Annotated in this window: 12 protein-coding genes; 7 read left to right on the top strand and 5 right to left on the bottom strand. The window is 67.0% G+C overall.

Annotated elements, in window-relative coordinates; translation table 11 throughout:
- The first annotated feature begins 6 nt into the window (after positions 1-6).
- The gene (gene tet, locus WI26_RS03290; RefSeq protein WP_069225166.1) at positions 7-1,215 is read left to right on the top strand and encodes a Tet(A)/Tet(B)/Tet(C) family tetracycline efflux MFS transporter; all 1,209 of its coding nucleotides are present in this window, start codon (positions 7-9) and stop codon (positions 1,213-1,215) included.
- Positions 1,216-1,263: 48 nt separating this feature from the next.
- Here tet and WI26_RS03285 read toward each other — a convergent pair whose 3' ends face one another.
- Together WI26_RS03285 and purM are read right to left on the bottom strand one after the other, a co-directional pair.
- Positions 1,264-1,659, bottom strand: coding sequence for a YybH family protein (locus WI26_RS03285; protein ID WP_069225165.1), 396 nt, complete (start codon positions 1,657-1,659; stop codon positions 1,264-1,266).
- Positions 1,660-1,766: 107 nt separating this feature from the next.
- Complete coding sequence (gene purM / locus WI26_RS03280; protein ID WP_059916427.1) at positions 1,767-2,822, bottom strand: phosphoribosylformylglycinamidine cyclo-ligase; 1,056 nt, start codon at positions 2,820-2,822, stop codon at positions 1,767-1,769.
- Positions 2,823-3,069: 247 nt separating this feature from the next.
- Between purM and hda the strand changes: the two genes are divergently transcribed.
- From hda to panB, 6 genes are read left to right on the top strand one after another with little or no spacing between them, the layout of a single operon-like run.
- Positions 3,070-3,804: a DnaA regulatory inactivator Hda gene (gene hda / locus WI26_RS03275; RefSeq protein WP_044844057.1), complete on the top strand. Its 735-nt coding sequence runs from the start codon at positions 3,070-3,072 to the stop codon at positions 3,802-3,804.
- An 11-nt stretch (positions 3,805-3,815) separates the two neighbouring features.
- Positions 3,816-4,493 carry an HAD family hydrolase gene (locus WI26_RS03270; RefSeq protein ID WP_044844056.1) on the top strand — a complete coding sequence of 226 codons (678 nt, stop codon included), beginning with the start codon at positions 3,816-3,818 and terminating at the stop codon, positions 4,491-4,493.
- Positions 4,494-4,498: 5 nt separating this feature from the next.
- Positions 4,499-6,034, top strand: coding sequence for a polynucleotide adenylyltransferase PcnB (gene pcnB, locus WI26_RS03265; protein ID WP_059538295.1), 1,536 nt, complete (start codon positions 4,499-4,501; stop codon positions 6,032-6,034).
- Positions 6,035-6,069: 35 nt separating this feature from the next.
- The gene (gene folK / locus WI26_RS03260) at positions 6,070-6,612 is read left to right on the top strand and encodes a 2-amino-4-hydroxy-6-hydroxymethyldihydropteridine diphosphokinase (protein ID WP_059465460.1); all 543 of its coding nucleotides are present in this window, start codon (positions 6,070-6,072) and stop codon (positions 6,610-6,612) included.
- On the top strand, positions 6,609-7,295 hold the full coding sequence (locus tag WI26_RS03255; protein WP_059465459.1) for a deoxynucleoside kinase: 687 nt from the start codon (positions 6,609-6,611) through the stop codon (positions 7,293-7,295). Before folK ends, WI26_RS03255 begins: the two co-directional genes overlap by 4 nt.
- Before the next feature lie 43 nt (positions 7,296-7,338).
- Positions 7,339-8,154, top strand: a complete 816-nt coding sequence (panB, locus tag WI26_RS03250; protein ID WP_069225164.1) for a 3-methyl-2-oxobutanoate hydroxymethyltransferase — start codon at positions 7,339-7,341, stop codon at positions 8,152-8,154.
- A 132-nt stretch (positions 8,155-8,286) separates the two neighbouring features.
- On the opposite strand, the gene WI26_RS03245 is transcribed toward panB, so the two are convergent.
- The 3 genes from WI26_RS03245 to dnaK form a co-directional block, all read right to left on the bottom strand.
- Positions 8,287-10,206: a chorismate-binding protein gene (locus tag WI26_RS03245; protein WP_069225163.1), complete on the bottom strand. Its 1,920-nt coding sequence runs from the start codon at positions 10,204-10,206 to the stop codon at positions 8,287-8,289.
- Positions 10,207-10,210: 4 nt separating this feature from the next.
- Positions 10,211-11,347: a molecular chaperone DnaJ gene (dnaJ, locus tag WI26_RS03240; RefSeq protein WP_059465456.1), complete on the bottom strand. Its 1,137-nt coding sequence runs from the start codon at positions 11,345-11,347 to the stop codon at positions 10,211-10,213.
- Between the two features lie 253 nt (positions 11,348-11,600).
- Positions 11,601-13,550, bottom strand: a complete 1,950-nt coding sequence (gene dnaK, locus WI26_RS03235; RefSeq protein ID WP_059465455.1) for a molecular chaperone DnaK — start codon at positions 13,548-13,550, stop codon at positions 11,601-11,603.
- Between the last annotated feature and the right edge of the window lie 89 nt (positions 13,551-13,639).

Genomic DNA, 13,639 nt, shown 5'->3' with positions numbered 1-13,639 from the left:
ATAGGGATGTATCCCTTGAATCCTTCCCTGATTGCCATCCTGGCGACGGCCCTGCTCGACGCGATCGGCGTCGGGCTCGTGATGCCGATCCTGCCCGGCCTGCTGCGCTCGCTGGGCGGTACAGCCTCCGGCAGCACCGGTACCCATTACGGAATGCTGCTCGCGCTGTATGCGCTCGCGCAGTTCCTGTGCGCGCCGCTGCTCGGTGCGCTGAGCGACCGCTTCGGCCGCCGGCCCGTGCTGCTCGCGTCGCTCGGCGGCGCCGCGTTCGACTACCTGCTGATGGCCGGTGCGCCGTCGCTTGCATGGCTCTACGCGGGGCGCCTGATCGCGGGCGTCACCGGCGCGAACGTCGCCGTTGCAACCGCGTACGTCACCGACGTGACGGCCGAACCCGATCGCGCTCGGCGCTTCGGCCAGCTCGGCGCGATGATGGGCATCGGCTTCATCGCGGGTCCGCTGCTCGGCGGGCTGCTCGGCGCGTGGCATCTGCGCGCGCCGTTCGTCGCGGCCGCGCTGTTCAACGCGCTCAATCTCGCGCTCGTGTGGCGGGTGCTGCCGGAGTCGCGTCCGCCGTCTGCGCGCAACGGTCGCGCCTTTGCCGCCGTCAATCCGTTCGCGAGCCTGAGGCGGTTGCACGGCGCGGCGGCGCTCGCGCCGCTCGTCGGCATCTACGTGATCGTCGCGCTGGTGTCGCAGGTGCCCGCGACGCTGTGGATCCTCTACGGGCAGGAGCGCTTCGGCTGGTCCACGCTGGTCGCGGGGCTGTCGCTCACGGGCTACGGCGCCTGCCATACGCTCGCGCAGGCGTTCGCGATCGGGCCGCTGATCGCGCGCCTAGGCGAGCGCCGCGCGCTCGCACTCGGCCTCGTTGGCGATGCGCTCGCGTTCGCGGCCATCGCGTTCGCGACGACCGCCTGGGTGCCGTTCGCGCTGCTGCCGCTCTTTGCTGCTGGCGGGATGACGCTGCCGTCGCTGCAGGCGATGCTCGCGCGACAGGTCGACGATGCGCGGCAAGGCGAGTTGCAGGGTGCGCTCGCCAGCGTCGCGAGCCTGATCGGCGTCGCGGGTCCGCTCGTCGTCACCGCGACCTACGCGGCGACGCGCGACACGTGGCCAGGGCTCGTCTGGGCCGCGGCCGGGATGCTGTACATGTTCGTACCGCCGCTGCTGGCCGGCGCGCGCGCCGCGGGCGCGGCGCGGCCATCCGCGTGAGCATCGGCTGCAATGGCAGGACGATGCGCCCGCCAGGTGACGGCAGTCTCAGTGCGCGAGCGTGACGAGATTCGCGTCCCGCACAAGCTGCCATCGGCCATCCGACTTGCGGAAGATCGTCAGCGTATGGCCGGAGCGGCGCACGGCGTCGCCGCCCGGTGGCGTCACGTCGATCTCGATGAAATTGCGCATGTACGCCCAGTCGCCCATCACGCGCAGTTCGTCGATCCGGTAACGGCCATCGACCTTCGGCCCATTGCCCGCCGCCGCATTTGCGTCGCGCGACGCGGCCGCGAACGCCGCCTTGTCGAACGGCGGCTTGCCGGTCACCATGAAAATCGCGTCGTCGGCGATCAGGTCGAGTACGGTCGCCAGATCGCCACGCCGGCTCGACACGAACCAGGTTTCCACCAGATCCCGAATTGCGCGTTCGTCTTCGGTCATCGTCGTTACTCCTTCGGCGGCCCGGCGATACGCCGGGCCGCGCCAGAAAAAAAGCCGCCCGGATCAACTCCGGGCGGCTTTCCTTGCTGCATCTGGCGTGCGGTGCGTCAGACCACGACCGTCTGCGCCTCGCCTTCACGGCTTGCACGCACGGTGCCGATCTTCCACACTTGTTCGCCGGCGGCCGTCAGGTCGGCGATCGCTGCGTCGGCATCGGCCGCCGCGACGATCACGGCCATCCCGATCCCGCAGTTGAACACGCGGTGCATTTCCGCGTCGGCGACGCCGCCGTGCTCCTGCAGCCACTTGAACAGCGGCGGCAACGGCCATGCGTTCTGGTCGAGCTCGGCCGTGAGGCCTTCGCGCAGCACGCGCGGAATATTCTCGACGAGGCCGCCACCGGTGATGTGGGCCATGCCCTTCACCGCCAGCTTCTGCATCAGCGCGAGCAGCGGCTTCACGTAGATGCGCGTGGGCGCCATCAGCGTGTCGGCCAGCGAGCGGCCGTGGAAATCGGCCGACAGATCGGGATTCGCGCGCTCGATGATCTTGCGCACGAGCGAGAAGCCGTTCGAGTGGATGCCGCTCGACGCAAGGCCGAGCACCACGTCGCCTTCGGCGATCGTGCTGCCGTCGATGATCTTGCTCTTCTCGACCGCGCCGACCGCAAAACCGGCCAGGTCGTATTCGCCGTCCGGGTACATGCCCGGCATTTCGGCCGTCTCGCCGCCGATCAGCGCGCAGCCCGACAGTTCGCAGCCGTGCGCGATGCCCTTGACGACCGTTGCGGCCGTGTCGACGTCGAGCTTGCCGCACGCGAAGTAGTCGAGGAAGAACAGCGGCTCGGCGCCCTGCACGAGGATGTCGTTCACGCTCATCGCCACCAGGTCCTGGCCGACGGTGTCGTGTTTGTTCAGATGAAAGGCCAGCTTGAGCTTGGTGCCCACGCCGTCGGTGCCCGACACGAGCACGGGCTCCTTGTACTTCTTCGGCACCTCGAACAGCGCGCCGAACCCGCCGATGCCGCCGAGCACGCCATCGCGCAGGGTTTTCTTCGCAAAAGGCTTGATCTTGTCGATGAGGGCGTCGCCCGCGTCGATGTCGACGCCTGCGTCGCGGTAGGACAGACCCTGAGCGTCGGGAGCGGATTTCGGAGGATTCATGGGGGAATGCGAGAAGGTCGGTAAAATGCGATTTTACCCGAAGCCGGCCCGTTGGCCGGAATTCCCAGCACCGAATCGTCAGGGATTGCATCTTGGTCGACACGTCCCCGTTTTCATCGCTACGCGAGCCGCGCCGAAACGCGCGCGCCGCCGTGCGTGCGGCCGCGTGTGCAGGCGCCGGAGCAGCCCCCCGCGCGTGCCCGGCGTACGGCGCGCGTTTCATCAACCGACTCGCATTGTGACTGTTGTGTCCCGTCAACTGACGCTCGATCTCGGCACGCCGCCGCCCGCCACGTTCGACAACTTCATCATGAATGAGGAGAACGACGAGCTCATCTCGCGGCTCCAGAAGCTCGACCTCGCGCTCGCGGCGGGGCCCGTGCCGGACCGGTCGTTCTATATCTGGGGCGAGCCCGGCAGCGGCCGCACCCACCTGCTGCAGGCGCTCGTGAGCGACGCGTCGTACGGCTATGCGCGCTACCTGACGCCGCAAAGCCCGCTCGGCGCGTTCACGTTCGACCCGCGCATCGGCATCTACGCGATCGACGACTGCGACAAGATGAGCGATACGCAGCAGGTCGCGCTGTTCAACCTGTTCAACGAGGTTCGCGCGCATCCGTCGAGCGCGTTCGTCGCGGCGGGCCCCGCGGCGCCGCTCGCGCTCGACGTGCGCGAGGATCTGCGCACGCGCCTCGGCTGGGGGCTCGTGTTTCACCTGTCGCCGCCGTCCGACGCCGGCAAGATCGCCGTACTGAAGCTCGCGGCGAAGGAGCGCGGGATCGCGCTCACCGACGACATCGCCGCCTACCTGCTGACCCATTTCCGCCGCGACATGCCGAGCCTGATGGCGTTGCTCGACGCGCTCGACCGCTTCTCGCTCGAGCAGAAGCGCGCCGTCACGCTGCCGCTGCTGCGCCGGATGCTGGCCCGTCCCGGCGACGACATCGCGCCGCCGGGCACAGGCCCGAACCGCTTCGAGTAAAATGCGCATCCATGACTAATCTGGCACTCTTTGACCTCGATCACACGCTGATCCCGACCGATAGCGACCACGAATGGGGCCGCTTCATGGTGAAGCTCGGCATCGTCGACGCGGAAAGCTTCTCGCGTCAGAACGATCAGTTCTTCGCCGACTACAAGGCCGGCAAGCTCGACATCCATGCTTACCTGTGCGCGATGCTCACGCCGCTCGCGAAGTATTCGCGCGCGCAGCTCGCCGAATGGCACGAGCAGTACATGCACGAAGTGATCCGCCCCGCGATGACGCCCGCCGCGCTCGAACTCGTACGCAAGCACCTCGATGCCGGCGATCTGTGCTGCGTCGTGACCGCGACCAACGAGTTCATCACGCGTCCGATCGCGACCGCGTTCGGCGTCGACACGCTGATTGCGTGCGAGGTCGAAACGACCGACGGGCATCCCGATTCGCCGTACACGGGCCGGCCGACCGGCACGCCGAGCTATCGCGAAGGCAAGATCGTGCGCACCGAAGCGTGGCTCGCGTCGCTCGGCAAGCACTGGGACGACTTCGAACACAGCTACTTCTACAGCGACTCGCACAACGACATCCCGTTGCTCGAGAAAGTCACCGACCCGATCGCGACCAACCCCGACGACACGCTGCGTGCGCATGCAAGCGACCGCGGCTGGCGCATCCTCGATCTCTTCTGAACGTCGTGATCAAAAAATTCATTCGCAAGCTGCTCGGCCAGGACGGCGCCGAACAAACGTTGCCCGCCGAGGCACCCGCCGCCGACACGGCCCCTGCGCAGCGCCCCGCGAAGGGCAGTCGCGGCGGCGGCGCCAGGAAGCCGCGCAGCAATCACGAACCGACCGTCGTGCCGGCCAGCGTGCACCAGATCGATCCCTCGCTGATCTCGCGCAATGCCGTGCGCGTGACCGACACGCTGCAGCAGGCGGGCTTCCGCGCCTTCATCGTCGGCGGCGCGGTGCGCGACCTGCTGCTCGGCATCGCGCCGAAGGACTTCGACGTCGCAACCGACGCAACGCCGACCGAGGTGCAGCGCCTGTTCCGCCGCGCGCGCCTGATCGGCCGCCGCTTCCAGATCGTCCACGTGCAGTTCGGCCAGGAGCTGATCGAGGTGTCGACGTTCCGCGCGCTGGTCGATGCGCCGCCCGAAGCCGCCGCGGCCGAGCCGCCGAAGCGCCTGAAGCGCGACGAGCTCGATCGCCGCACGCATGCGGTGGACGCCAGCGGCCGCGTGCTGCGCGACAACGTGTGGGGCGAGCAGCACGAAGACGCCGCGCGCCGCGATTTCACGATCAACGCGATGTACTACGACCCGTCGACGCAGACGGTGCTCGATTACCACGACGGGATGGCCGACATGCGCGCCCGTCTGCTGCGGATGATCGGCGACCCGGCCACGCGCTATCGCGAGGATCCGGTGCGGATGCTGCGCGTCGTGCGTTTCGCGGCGAAGCTCGGCTTCGAAATCGAGCCGCACACGCGCGAGCCGATCAACGCGCTCGCCGATCTCATCAACAACGTGCCGGCCGCACGTCTGTTCGACGAAATGCTGAAGCTGCTGCTGTCGGGCCATGCGCTCGCATGCCTGCAGCGGCTGCGCAAGGAAGGGCTGCACCACGGGCTGCTGCCGCTCCTCGACGTCGTGCTCGAACAACCGCAAGGCGAGAAGTTCATCACGCTCGCGCTGAACAACACCGACGCGCGCGTGCGCGCCGGCAAGCCGGTGTCGCCGGGTTTCCTGTTCGCGACGCTGCTGTGGCACGACATGCGCCAGCGCTTCGAGCAATACACGGCGGAAGGCGAGTTCCCGGTGCCGGCGCTCCATCGCGCGATGGACGACGTGATCGACATGCAGACCGAGAAACTCGCGATCCACAAGCGCTACTCGGCCGACATGCGCGAGATCTGGGGCCTGCAGCTGCGCCTCGAAAAACGCTCGGGCCGCAGCGCGATGCGGCTGCTGGAACACCAAAGATTTAGAGCGGGGTATGATTTCCTCCTGTTACGCTGCGAATCCGGCGAGCTCGATGCGGAAGTCGGACAGTGGTGGACGGATTTCATCGAAGGCGACGCGGCCGCGCGCGAGGCACTCCTCACGCAGGGCGGCTCGAAGGAAAAATCGCCCCGCAAGCGGCGCCGCCGCGGCGGCGCGCGAAACCGCAAGCCGGGCGAAGGCGCCGCCGAGCAGGCGCCGGACACCGCGGGCGGTTCCGACGACTGACGCGCACGCCGGCGAACGACGTAGGAAGTGATGCCATGACGGTTGCATATATCGGACTGGGGGCGAATCTCGGCGATGCGCGCCAGACCCTGAAGGACGCGGTGGTGTGCCTCGCGCAGCAGCGCACCATCTCGATCCTCGGCAAATCGAGCCTGTATCGCACGGCGCCCTTCGAAGCGGGCGGCGACGACTACTACAACTGCGTCGTCAAGCTCGATACGACGCTGTCGGCCCGTGAGCTGCTCGCACTCTGCCAGAAGATCGAACATCACTTCGGGCGCGAGCGCCCGTATCGCAACGCGCCGCGCACACTCGACCTCGATATCCTGCTGTTCGGCTCCGATTCGATCGACGAGCCCGACCTGATCGTCCCGCATCCGCGCCTGACCGATCGCGCATTTGCGCTCGTGCCGCTCGTCGAGATCGAGCCGGCGCTCGACATCCCCGCGCGCGGCCGCGCCGATGCGTACCTCGCCTCCGTCGCGGATCAGCGCGTCGAGAAGGTGCAGACCTGTCAATGCCTGATGCAGAAGGCCCTTGCCGCCGGCGCTGACGCCGACAAGAACCGCTGCCGATGAACATCACTCCGCTGACCGTCACCGCGCCCGACCTGCGCGCCCCGCATCGCTATCTGGTGATCGAAGGGCCGATCGGCGTCGGCAAGACGACGCTCGCGCGCCTCTTCGCCGAGCGCTGGTCGATGCAGACGCTGCTCGAGCGCCCGCAGGACAACCCGTTCCTCGAACGCTTCTATCGCGACACCGCGCGCTACGCGCTGCCCGCGCAGCTGTCGTTCGCGCTGCAGCGCGCGCAGCAGGCGCGCGAGCTGATCGGCGCGCTCGATACGGGCCGGCCCGTCGTCGCCGATTTCATGCCGCAGAAGAACGACATCTTCGCGCGGCTGAACCTGCCGGAAGACGAATGGCAGTTGTACCGGTCGATCGCGACGCACCTCGACGTGCCGCAGGCCCCCGCGCCCGATCTCGTCGTCTACCTGCAGGCGAGCCCCGAGGTGCTGTTCTCGCGCATCCAGAAGCGCGGGCTGCCGATGGAGCTGCAGATCAGCGACGCGTACCTGCGCTCGCTCGTCGACGCGTACAACGAGTTCTTCTACCACTACGACCGCACGCCGGTGCTCACGGTCGCAGCCGAACACCTGAACCCGCAAGACTCTCCCGAAGACCTGGCGCTGCTGATCGAACGCATCGACACGATGCGCGGCCGCAAGGAATTCTTCGTCAAGGGCGAGACGACGCGCTGACGCGTCCTCGCTTGGTCGTTCCCCCCATCGAACCGGATTTCCCATGACCTATCTCCAGGAATCGAGCCGGCCTGCCGTGACAGTGCCCAAGCTGCAGGCAATGCGCGAGGCCGGCGAGAAGATCGCGATGCTCACCTGCTACGACGCGAGCTTTTCCGCACTGCTCGATCGCGCCGGCACCGACGTGCTGCTGATCGGCGACTCGCTCGGCAACGTGCTGCAGGGCCACACCACCACGCTCCCCGTGTCGATCGACGACATCGCGTACCACACCGCGTGCGTCGCGCGTGCGCAGCCGCGCGCGCTCGTCGTTGCCGATCTGCCGTTCGGCACGTACGGCACGCCGGCCGAGGCGTTCGCGAACGCCGTCACGCTGATGCGCGCCGGCGCGCAGATGATCAAGCTCGAAGGTGGCGAATGGCTCGCCGACACGATCCGCTTCCTCGTCGAACGCTCGGTGCCGGTGTGCGCGCACCTCGGCCTCACGCCGCAGTCGGTGCATGCGTTCGGCGGCTTCAAGGTGCAGGGCCGCACGGAAGCCGGCGCCGCGCAGCTGCTGCGCGATGCGCGCGCGATCGAAGATGCTGGCGCGCAGCTCGTGGTGCTGGAAGCGGTGCCGACGCTCGTCGCGTCCGAAGTCACGCACATGCTGAAGATCCCGACGATCGGCATCGGCGCGGGCCTCGACTGCTCGGGCCAGGTGCTGGTGTTGCACGACATGCTCGGCATTTTCCCCGGGAAGCGCCCGCGTTTCGTGAAGGATTTCATGCAGGGCCAGCCGAACATCCAGGCGGCCGTCGAGGCGTACGTGAGCGCGGTGAAGGACGGCACGTTCCCGGGCCCGGAACACTCGTTCTGACGCGCGGCCGGCGACCGTCCGACAAAAAAGCGCGGCACCCTTTGCGGGGTGCCGCGCTTTTTCTTTGGGTACCGTATTGCCGAAGATCGGCGGTACCGGTTCTGCGGGCATGCGGCCCGGTCGTTCATCGCGTCATTTCAATACCGCATCGAGCGCGCCGCGCAGTGCATTGGTCAGCAGCAGCGCGTCGGCGCGCGCCAGATCGTCGAGCGTGACGATGCGCTCCTCGGCGCCGAACGTGCGGTCGTCGAGCAGCACGCCGCGCATCACGCCCGGCAGCACGCCGCTCGACAGCGGCGGGGTCACCCACTGGCCATCGAGCTTCACGAACAAATTCGAGCGCCCGCCTTCCGTCACCTCGCCGCGCTCGTTGACGAACAGCATGTCGAAGCCGCCGAGCGCTTCCGCCGCTTTCCATGCGCGGTCGAATTCGGCACGGCGCGTCGTCTTGTGCAGCAGCAGCGCGTCGTCCGCGCGGGTCGATGCGAAGCCGTGCGCGGACGCGAGAATCACGCCGACCGGCCCGGCGGGCAGCGGCTTCAGCGCCGCGGCCGTGATGTCGATCGCGCCGTCCTTTGCGAGCGTGAGCTTCATCCGATACGGGCCGTCGCCGTCGAGCGCCGCGCAGCGCGCGTCGATCTCGCGGCGCAACGCATCGGCATCGAGGCGGAAACCGAATGCATCCGCGCTACGCCGCAGCCGCGCGAGATGGCGCTCGAGATGCCGGATGCCGTTCGCTCGCGTCGCACCGGTGGTTTCGAACAACTGGAAGCCGGGATCGGCGTCGGTCAGGAATCGCGCCTTCAATTCGCACTCCGCATATTCGTCGGCGGCAACGCTGTCGAGCACGATGCCCGCGCCGACACCCATCGTGCCGCGTCGCCGGCCGACAGCGGCCGTTGCCGCGTCGCGCGTGTCGATCGTGGCGGCAGCGTCGGCATCGACCGCCTCGAGCGTCAGCGTCCGGATCGCGACCGACAGGCAGAAATCGCCGCAGCCGGTCGCATCGTCGCGCGACGCAGCGCCTGCCGATGCCTCATTCTTCGGCGCGTCGAGCCAGCCGATCGCGCCCGTATAGAGCCCGCGCGGCGTCGACTCGATCGCGTCGATGAGTTCCATCGTCTTGTGCTTCGGCGCACCGGTGATCGATCCGCATGGAAACAGCGCACGCAGCATCTGCGCGAACGTGGTGCCGTCGCGCCAGCCGGCTTCGACCGTCGACGTCATCTGCCATACCGACGCGTACGGTTCGACCGAGAACAGCGCCGGCACCCTGACCGTGCCCGTGCGCGCGATCCGCGACACGTCGTTGCGCAGCAGGTCGACGATCATCACGTTTTCCGCACGGTTCTTCGGATCGTTCGCGAGGAACGCGGCGGCCGCCGCGTCGTCGCGCGGATCAACCGAGCGCGGCGCGGTGCCCTTCATCGGCCGCGCGCGCAGCACGTCGCCGTGCTTCTCGACGAACAGTTCGGGGGAGCACGACACGACCCACGTGCCGTCGGGCAGCGCGATCAGCGCGCCGTAACGCACGGGTTGACGCGCACGCAACCGCCGGTACAGCGCGAGCGGTATGCCGAACATGTCGAAATTCAGCCGGTACGTGTAGTTGATCTGGTACGAATCGCCCGCGCGCAGCGCGTCGTGCACCGCGGCGATCGCCGTGTCGAACGCATCGCGCGACACGCTCTTCGCGACATGCGCGACGCCCGCGATCGACGGCGGGCCGCCGCCGTCCTGCTGCGCGAGCCACGCATCGACTTCGTCGCGCGACAGATGCTCGCAGCGCGCATACAGCAAAAAGCGCAGCGGGGCATGGCCCGGCTGCGCTCTTTCGAGATTGCGTCCGAATTCGTAATCGCCTACGACGATCGCATGGAGCCCGTCGCGCAAATCCTGCGCCACCGCTGCATCGAGTTCATCGAGCCGCGCCTGATCCGTACACACGCGTTCGCGCACGAAACCGGAATACAAACGACTCGACCGCGCGGACGCGGTCGAGTCGCAATCGTCCAAGAGCGCGAACGACGCGCTCTCGTTGCCTTCAGTCATGCCGTTACTCGAAGAAGCTCTTCACCCGGTCGAACCAGCTCTTGCTCTGCGGGCTGTGACGCGCACCGCCCTCGGCCAGCGACTTCTCGAACTGCTTGAGCAGGTCCCGCTGCTGCTCGGTCAGCTTCACGGGCGTCTCGACCTGCACGTGGACGTACAGATCGCCCGCGATGCTCGAACGCAGACCCTTGATCCCCTTGCCGCGCAGGCGGAACGTCTTGCCCGACTGCGTGCCTTCCGGCACCGGGAACGACGCACGGCCGGCCAGCGTCGGCACCTCGATCTCGCCGCCGAGTGCGGCGGTCGTGAACGGAATCGGCATCTGGCAGTGGAGATCGTCGCCGTCGCGCTCGAATACCGAGTGCGGCTTGATGTGGATCTCGACGTACAGGTCGCCCGGCGGCCCGCCGTTGATGCCCGGCTCGCCGTTGCCGGCCGAGCGGATCCGCATCCCGTCGTCGATGCCGGCCGGGATCTTCACTTCGAGCGTCTTGGTTTCCTTCACCTTGCCCGACCCGTGGCAGTGCGCGCACGGTTCGGGGATGTAGGTGCCGGTGCCGTGACACTTCGGGCAGGTCTGCTGGATGCTGAAGAAGCCCTGCGACATGCGCACCGTGCCCTGGCCGTGGCACGTCGGGCAGGTTTCCGGCTTCGTGCCCGGCTTCGCGCCGGACCCGTGACAGACTTCGCACGACACCCAGCTCGGCACGCGGATCTGCGTGTCGTAGCCATGCGCGGCCTGCTCGAGCGTGATTTCCATGCTGTAGCGCAGGTCGGCACCGCGATACACCTGCGGACCGCCGCGGCCGCCGCGCGCGGCGCCGCCCGCGGCCTGACCGAAGATGTCGCCGAAGATGTCGCCGAACGCATCCGCGAAGCCGCCGAAACCCTGTCCGCCCGCACCGCCCATGTTCGGATCGACGCCGGCGTGGCCGTACTGGTCGTACGCCGCGCGCTTCTGGTCGTCCGACAGCATTTCATAGGCTTCCTTCGCTTCCTTGAAATGCTCTTCCGCATCCTTGCTGTCCGGATTGCGGTCAGGGTGATACTTCATCGCAAGCTTGCGATACGCCTTCTTGATTTCGTCGTCGCTCGCATTCTTCGCGACGCCCAGAACCTCGTAGTAATCCCGTTTCGCCATATCGATTCGCTGTGCCGTCGCGCGTCACGCACGCGGCGGCTCCTTTCGCCCGCAGTAAAGTCTCTCGACTCGTCTGGCGCTGCGCCGTCCGCGGACGGCTCGCGCAGCACCCGCCAAAAAACAAATGTGCCCGGAGGGCCGCGAAGCCCGCCAGGCGTGGAGTCGATCCGGCCATCCGGAAGGAAAGACAGACCGCTGTTCAGCCACGCCGCGCGCGTGTCGCGCGCGGCGTGCGGTGCCATGGCAACCCGGCTCAGTCCTTCTTCACTTCCTTGAACTCGGCGTCGACGACGTCGTCCGCAGCCTGCTGCGCACCCGCGTGGGCCGCGCCTTCCGCTGCGCCCGCCGCACCGGCCGCACCGGCCTGCTGCGCCTGCATGTCGGCGTACATCTTTTCGCCGAGCTTCTGCGAAGCCTGACCGAGTTCCTCGACCTTCGCGTCGATCGCTGCCTTGTCGGCCGACGTATCCTTCAGCACGTCCTCGAGCGACTTCAGCGCCGCTTCGATCTTTTCCTTCTCGCCCGCGTCCAGCTTGTCGCCGTACTCGGTGAGCGCCTTCTTCGTGCTGTGGACCAGCGCGTCGCCCTGGTTGCGCGAATCGGCCAGCTCGCGCAGCTTGTGGTCTTCCGCTGCGTTCGCTTCCGCGTCCTTGATCATCTGGTCGATTTCAGCGTCGGACAGGCCCGAGTTCGCCTTGATCGTGATCTTGTTTTCCTTGCCGGTCGCCTTGTCCTTCGCGCCGACGTGCAGGATGCCGTTTGCGTCGATGTCGAAGGTCACTTCGATCTGCGGCACGCCGCGCGGCGACGGCGGGATGCCTTCGAGGTTGAATTCGCCGAGCAGCTTGTTGCCTGCCGCCATCTCGCGTTCGCCCTGGAACACCTTGATCGTCACGGCCGACTGGTTGTCGTCCGCCGTCGAATACACCTGTGCGTGCTTCGTCGGGATCGTCGTGTTCTTGTTGATCATCTTCGTCATCACGCCGCCGAGCGTCTCGATGCCGAGCGACAGTGGGGTCACGTCGAGCAGCAGCACGTCCTTGCGATCGCCCGACAGGACCTGGCCCTGGATCGCCGCGCCAACTGCGACAGCTTCGTCCGGGTTCACGTCACGGCGCGGATCCTTGCCGAAGAATTCCTTCACCTTCTCCTGCACCTTCGGCATACGGGTCTGGCCGCCGACCAGAATCACGTCGTCGATGTCCGACACCTTGACGCCCGCGTCCTTGATTGCGATGCGGCACGGTTCGATCGTGCGCTCGACCAGGTCCTCGACCAGCGCTTCCAGCTTCGCGCGGGTGATCTTCAGGTTCAGGTGCTTCGGGCCCGATGCGTCGGCCGTGATGTACGGCAGGTTGATTTCGGTCTGCTGGCTCGACGACAGTTCGATCTTCGCCTTTTCAGCGGCTTCCTTCAGGCGCTGCAGCGCGAGCACGTCCTTCGACAGGTCGACGCCCTGCTCCTTCTTGAACTCGCCGATGATGTAATCGATGATGCGCTGGTCGAAGTCCTCGCCGCCGAGGAACGTGTCGCCGTTGGTCGACAGCACTTCGAACTGCATTTCGCCGTCGACGTCCGCGATCTCGATGATCGACACGTCGAACGTGCCGCCGCCGAGGTCATACACGGCGATCTTGCGGTCGCCCTTCTCGGCCTTGTCGAGGCCGAACGCGAGCGCAGCCGCGGTCGGCTCGTTGATGATCCGCTTGACTTCGAGGCCCGCGATGCGGCCGGCGTCCTTGGTTGCCTGACGCTGGCTGTCGTTGAAGTAAGCCGGCACCGTGATCACGGCTTCCGTGACCGGCTCGCCGAGGTAGTCTTCGGCCGTCTTCTTCATCTTGCGCAGCACTTCCGCCGAAACCTGCGGCGGCGCGAGCTTCTCGCCGTGCGCTTCGACCCATGCGTCGCCGTTGTCGGCCTTGATGATCGCGTACGGCATCAGGCCGATGTCCTTCTGGACTTCCTTCTCTTCGAAGCGGCGGCCGATCAGGCGCTTCACCGCGAACAGCGTGTTCTTCGGGTTGGTCACGGACTGACGCTTGGCCGGTGCGCCGACGAGCACTTCGTTATCGTCCATGTAGGCGATGATCGACGGCGTCGTGCGGGTGCCTTCCGAGTTCTCGATGACCTTGACCTGGTTGCCTTCCATGATGGCGACGCACGAGTTCGTGGTGCCGAGGTCAATACCGATGATCTTTCCCATTTTTCCTAATCTCCAGAAATGCCTGTTTGCTGCGCGAAACGCCGCTTTTACGGGTAGTTTCGCGCGCCAGAATTCAACTCTGTTCCCGA

Source organism: Burkholderia diffusa, assembly GCF_001718315.1.
Classification (GTDB): Bacteria; Pseudomonadota; Gammaproteobacteria; order Burkholderiales; family Burkholderiaceae; genus Burkholderia; species Burkholderia diffusa_B.
This window is presented reverse-complemented; position numbering and strand designations above follow the sequence as displayed.

Coding starts and splice junctions, on each gene's coding strand:
- tet (WP_069225166.1), top strand. CDS start 7: ATGTATCCCTTGAATCCTTCCCTGATTGCCATCCTGGCGACGGCCCTG.
- WI26_RS03285 (WP_069225165.1), bottom strand. CDS start 1,659: ATGACCGAAGACGAACGCGCAATTCGGGATCTGGTGGAAACCTGGTTC.
- purM (WP_059916427.1), bottom strand. CDS start 2,822: ATGAATCCTCCGAAATCCGCTCCCGACGCTCAGGGTCTGTCCTACCGC.
- WI26_RS03270 (WP_044844056.1), top strand. CDS start 3,816: ATGACTAATCTGGCACTCTTTGACCTCGATCACACGCTGATCCCGACC.
- folK (WP_059465460.1), top strand. CDS start 6,070: ATGACGGTTGCATATATCGGACTGGGGGCGAATCTCGGCGATGCGCGC.
- WI26_RS03255 (WP_059465459.1), top strand. CDS start 6,609: ATGAACATCACTCCGCTGACCGTCACCGCGCCCGACCTGCGCGCCCCG.
- panB (WP_069225164.1), top strand. CDS start 7,339: ATGACCTATCTCCAGGAATCGAGCCGGCCTGCCGTGACAGTGCCCAAG.
- WI26_RS03245 (WP_069225163.1), bottom strand. CDS start 10,206: ATGACTGAAGGCAACGAGAGCGCGTCGTTCGCGCTCTTGGACGATTGC.
- dnaJ (WP_059465456.1), bottom strand. CDS start 11,347: ATGGCGAAACGGGATTACTACGAGGTTCTGGGCGTCGCGAAGAATGCG.
- dnaK (WP_059465455.1), bottom strand. CDS start 13,550: ATGGGAAAGATCATCGGTATTGACCTCGGCACCACGAACTCGTGCGTC.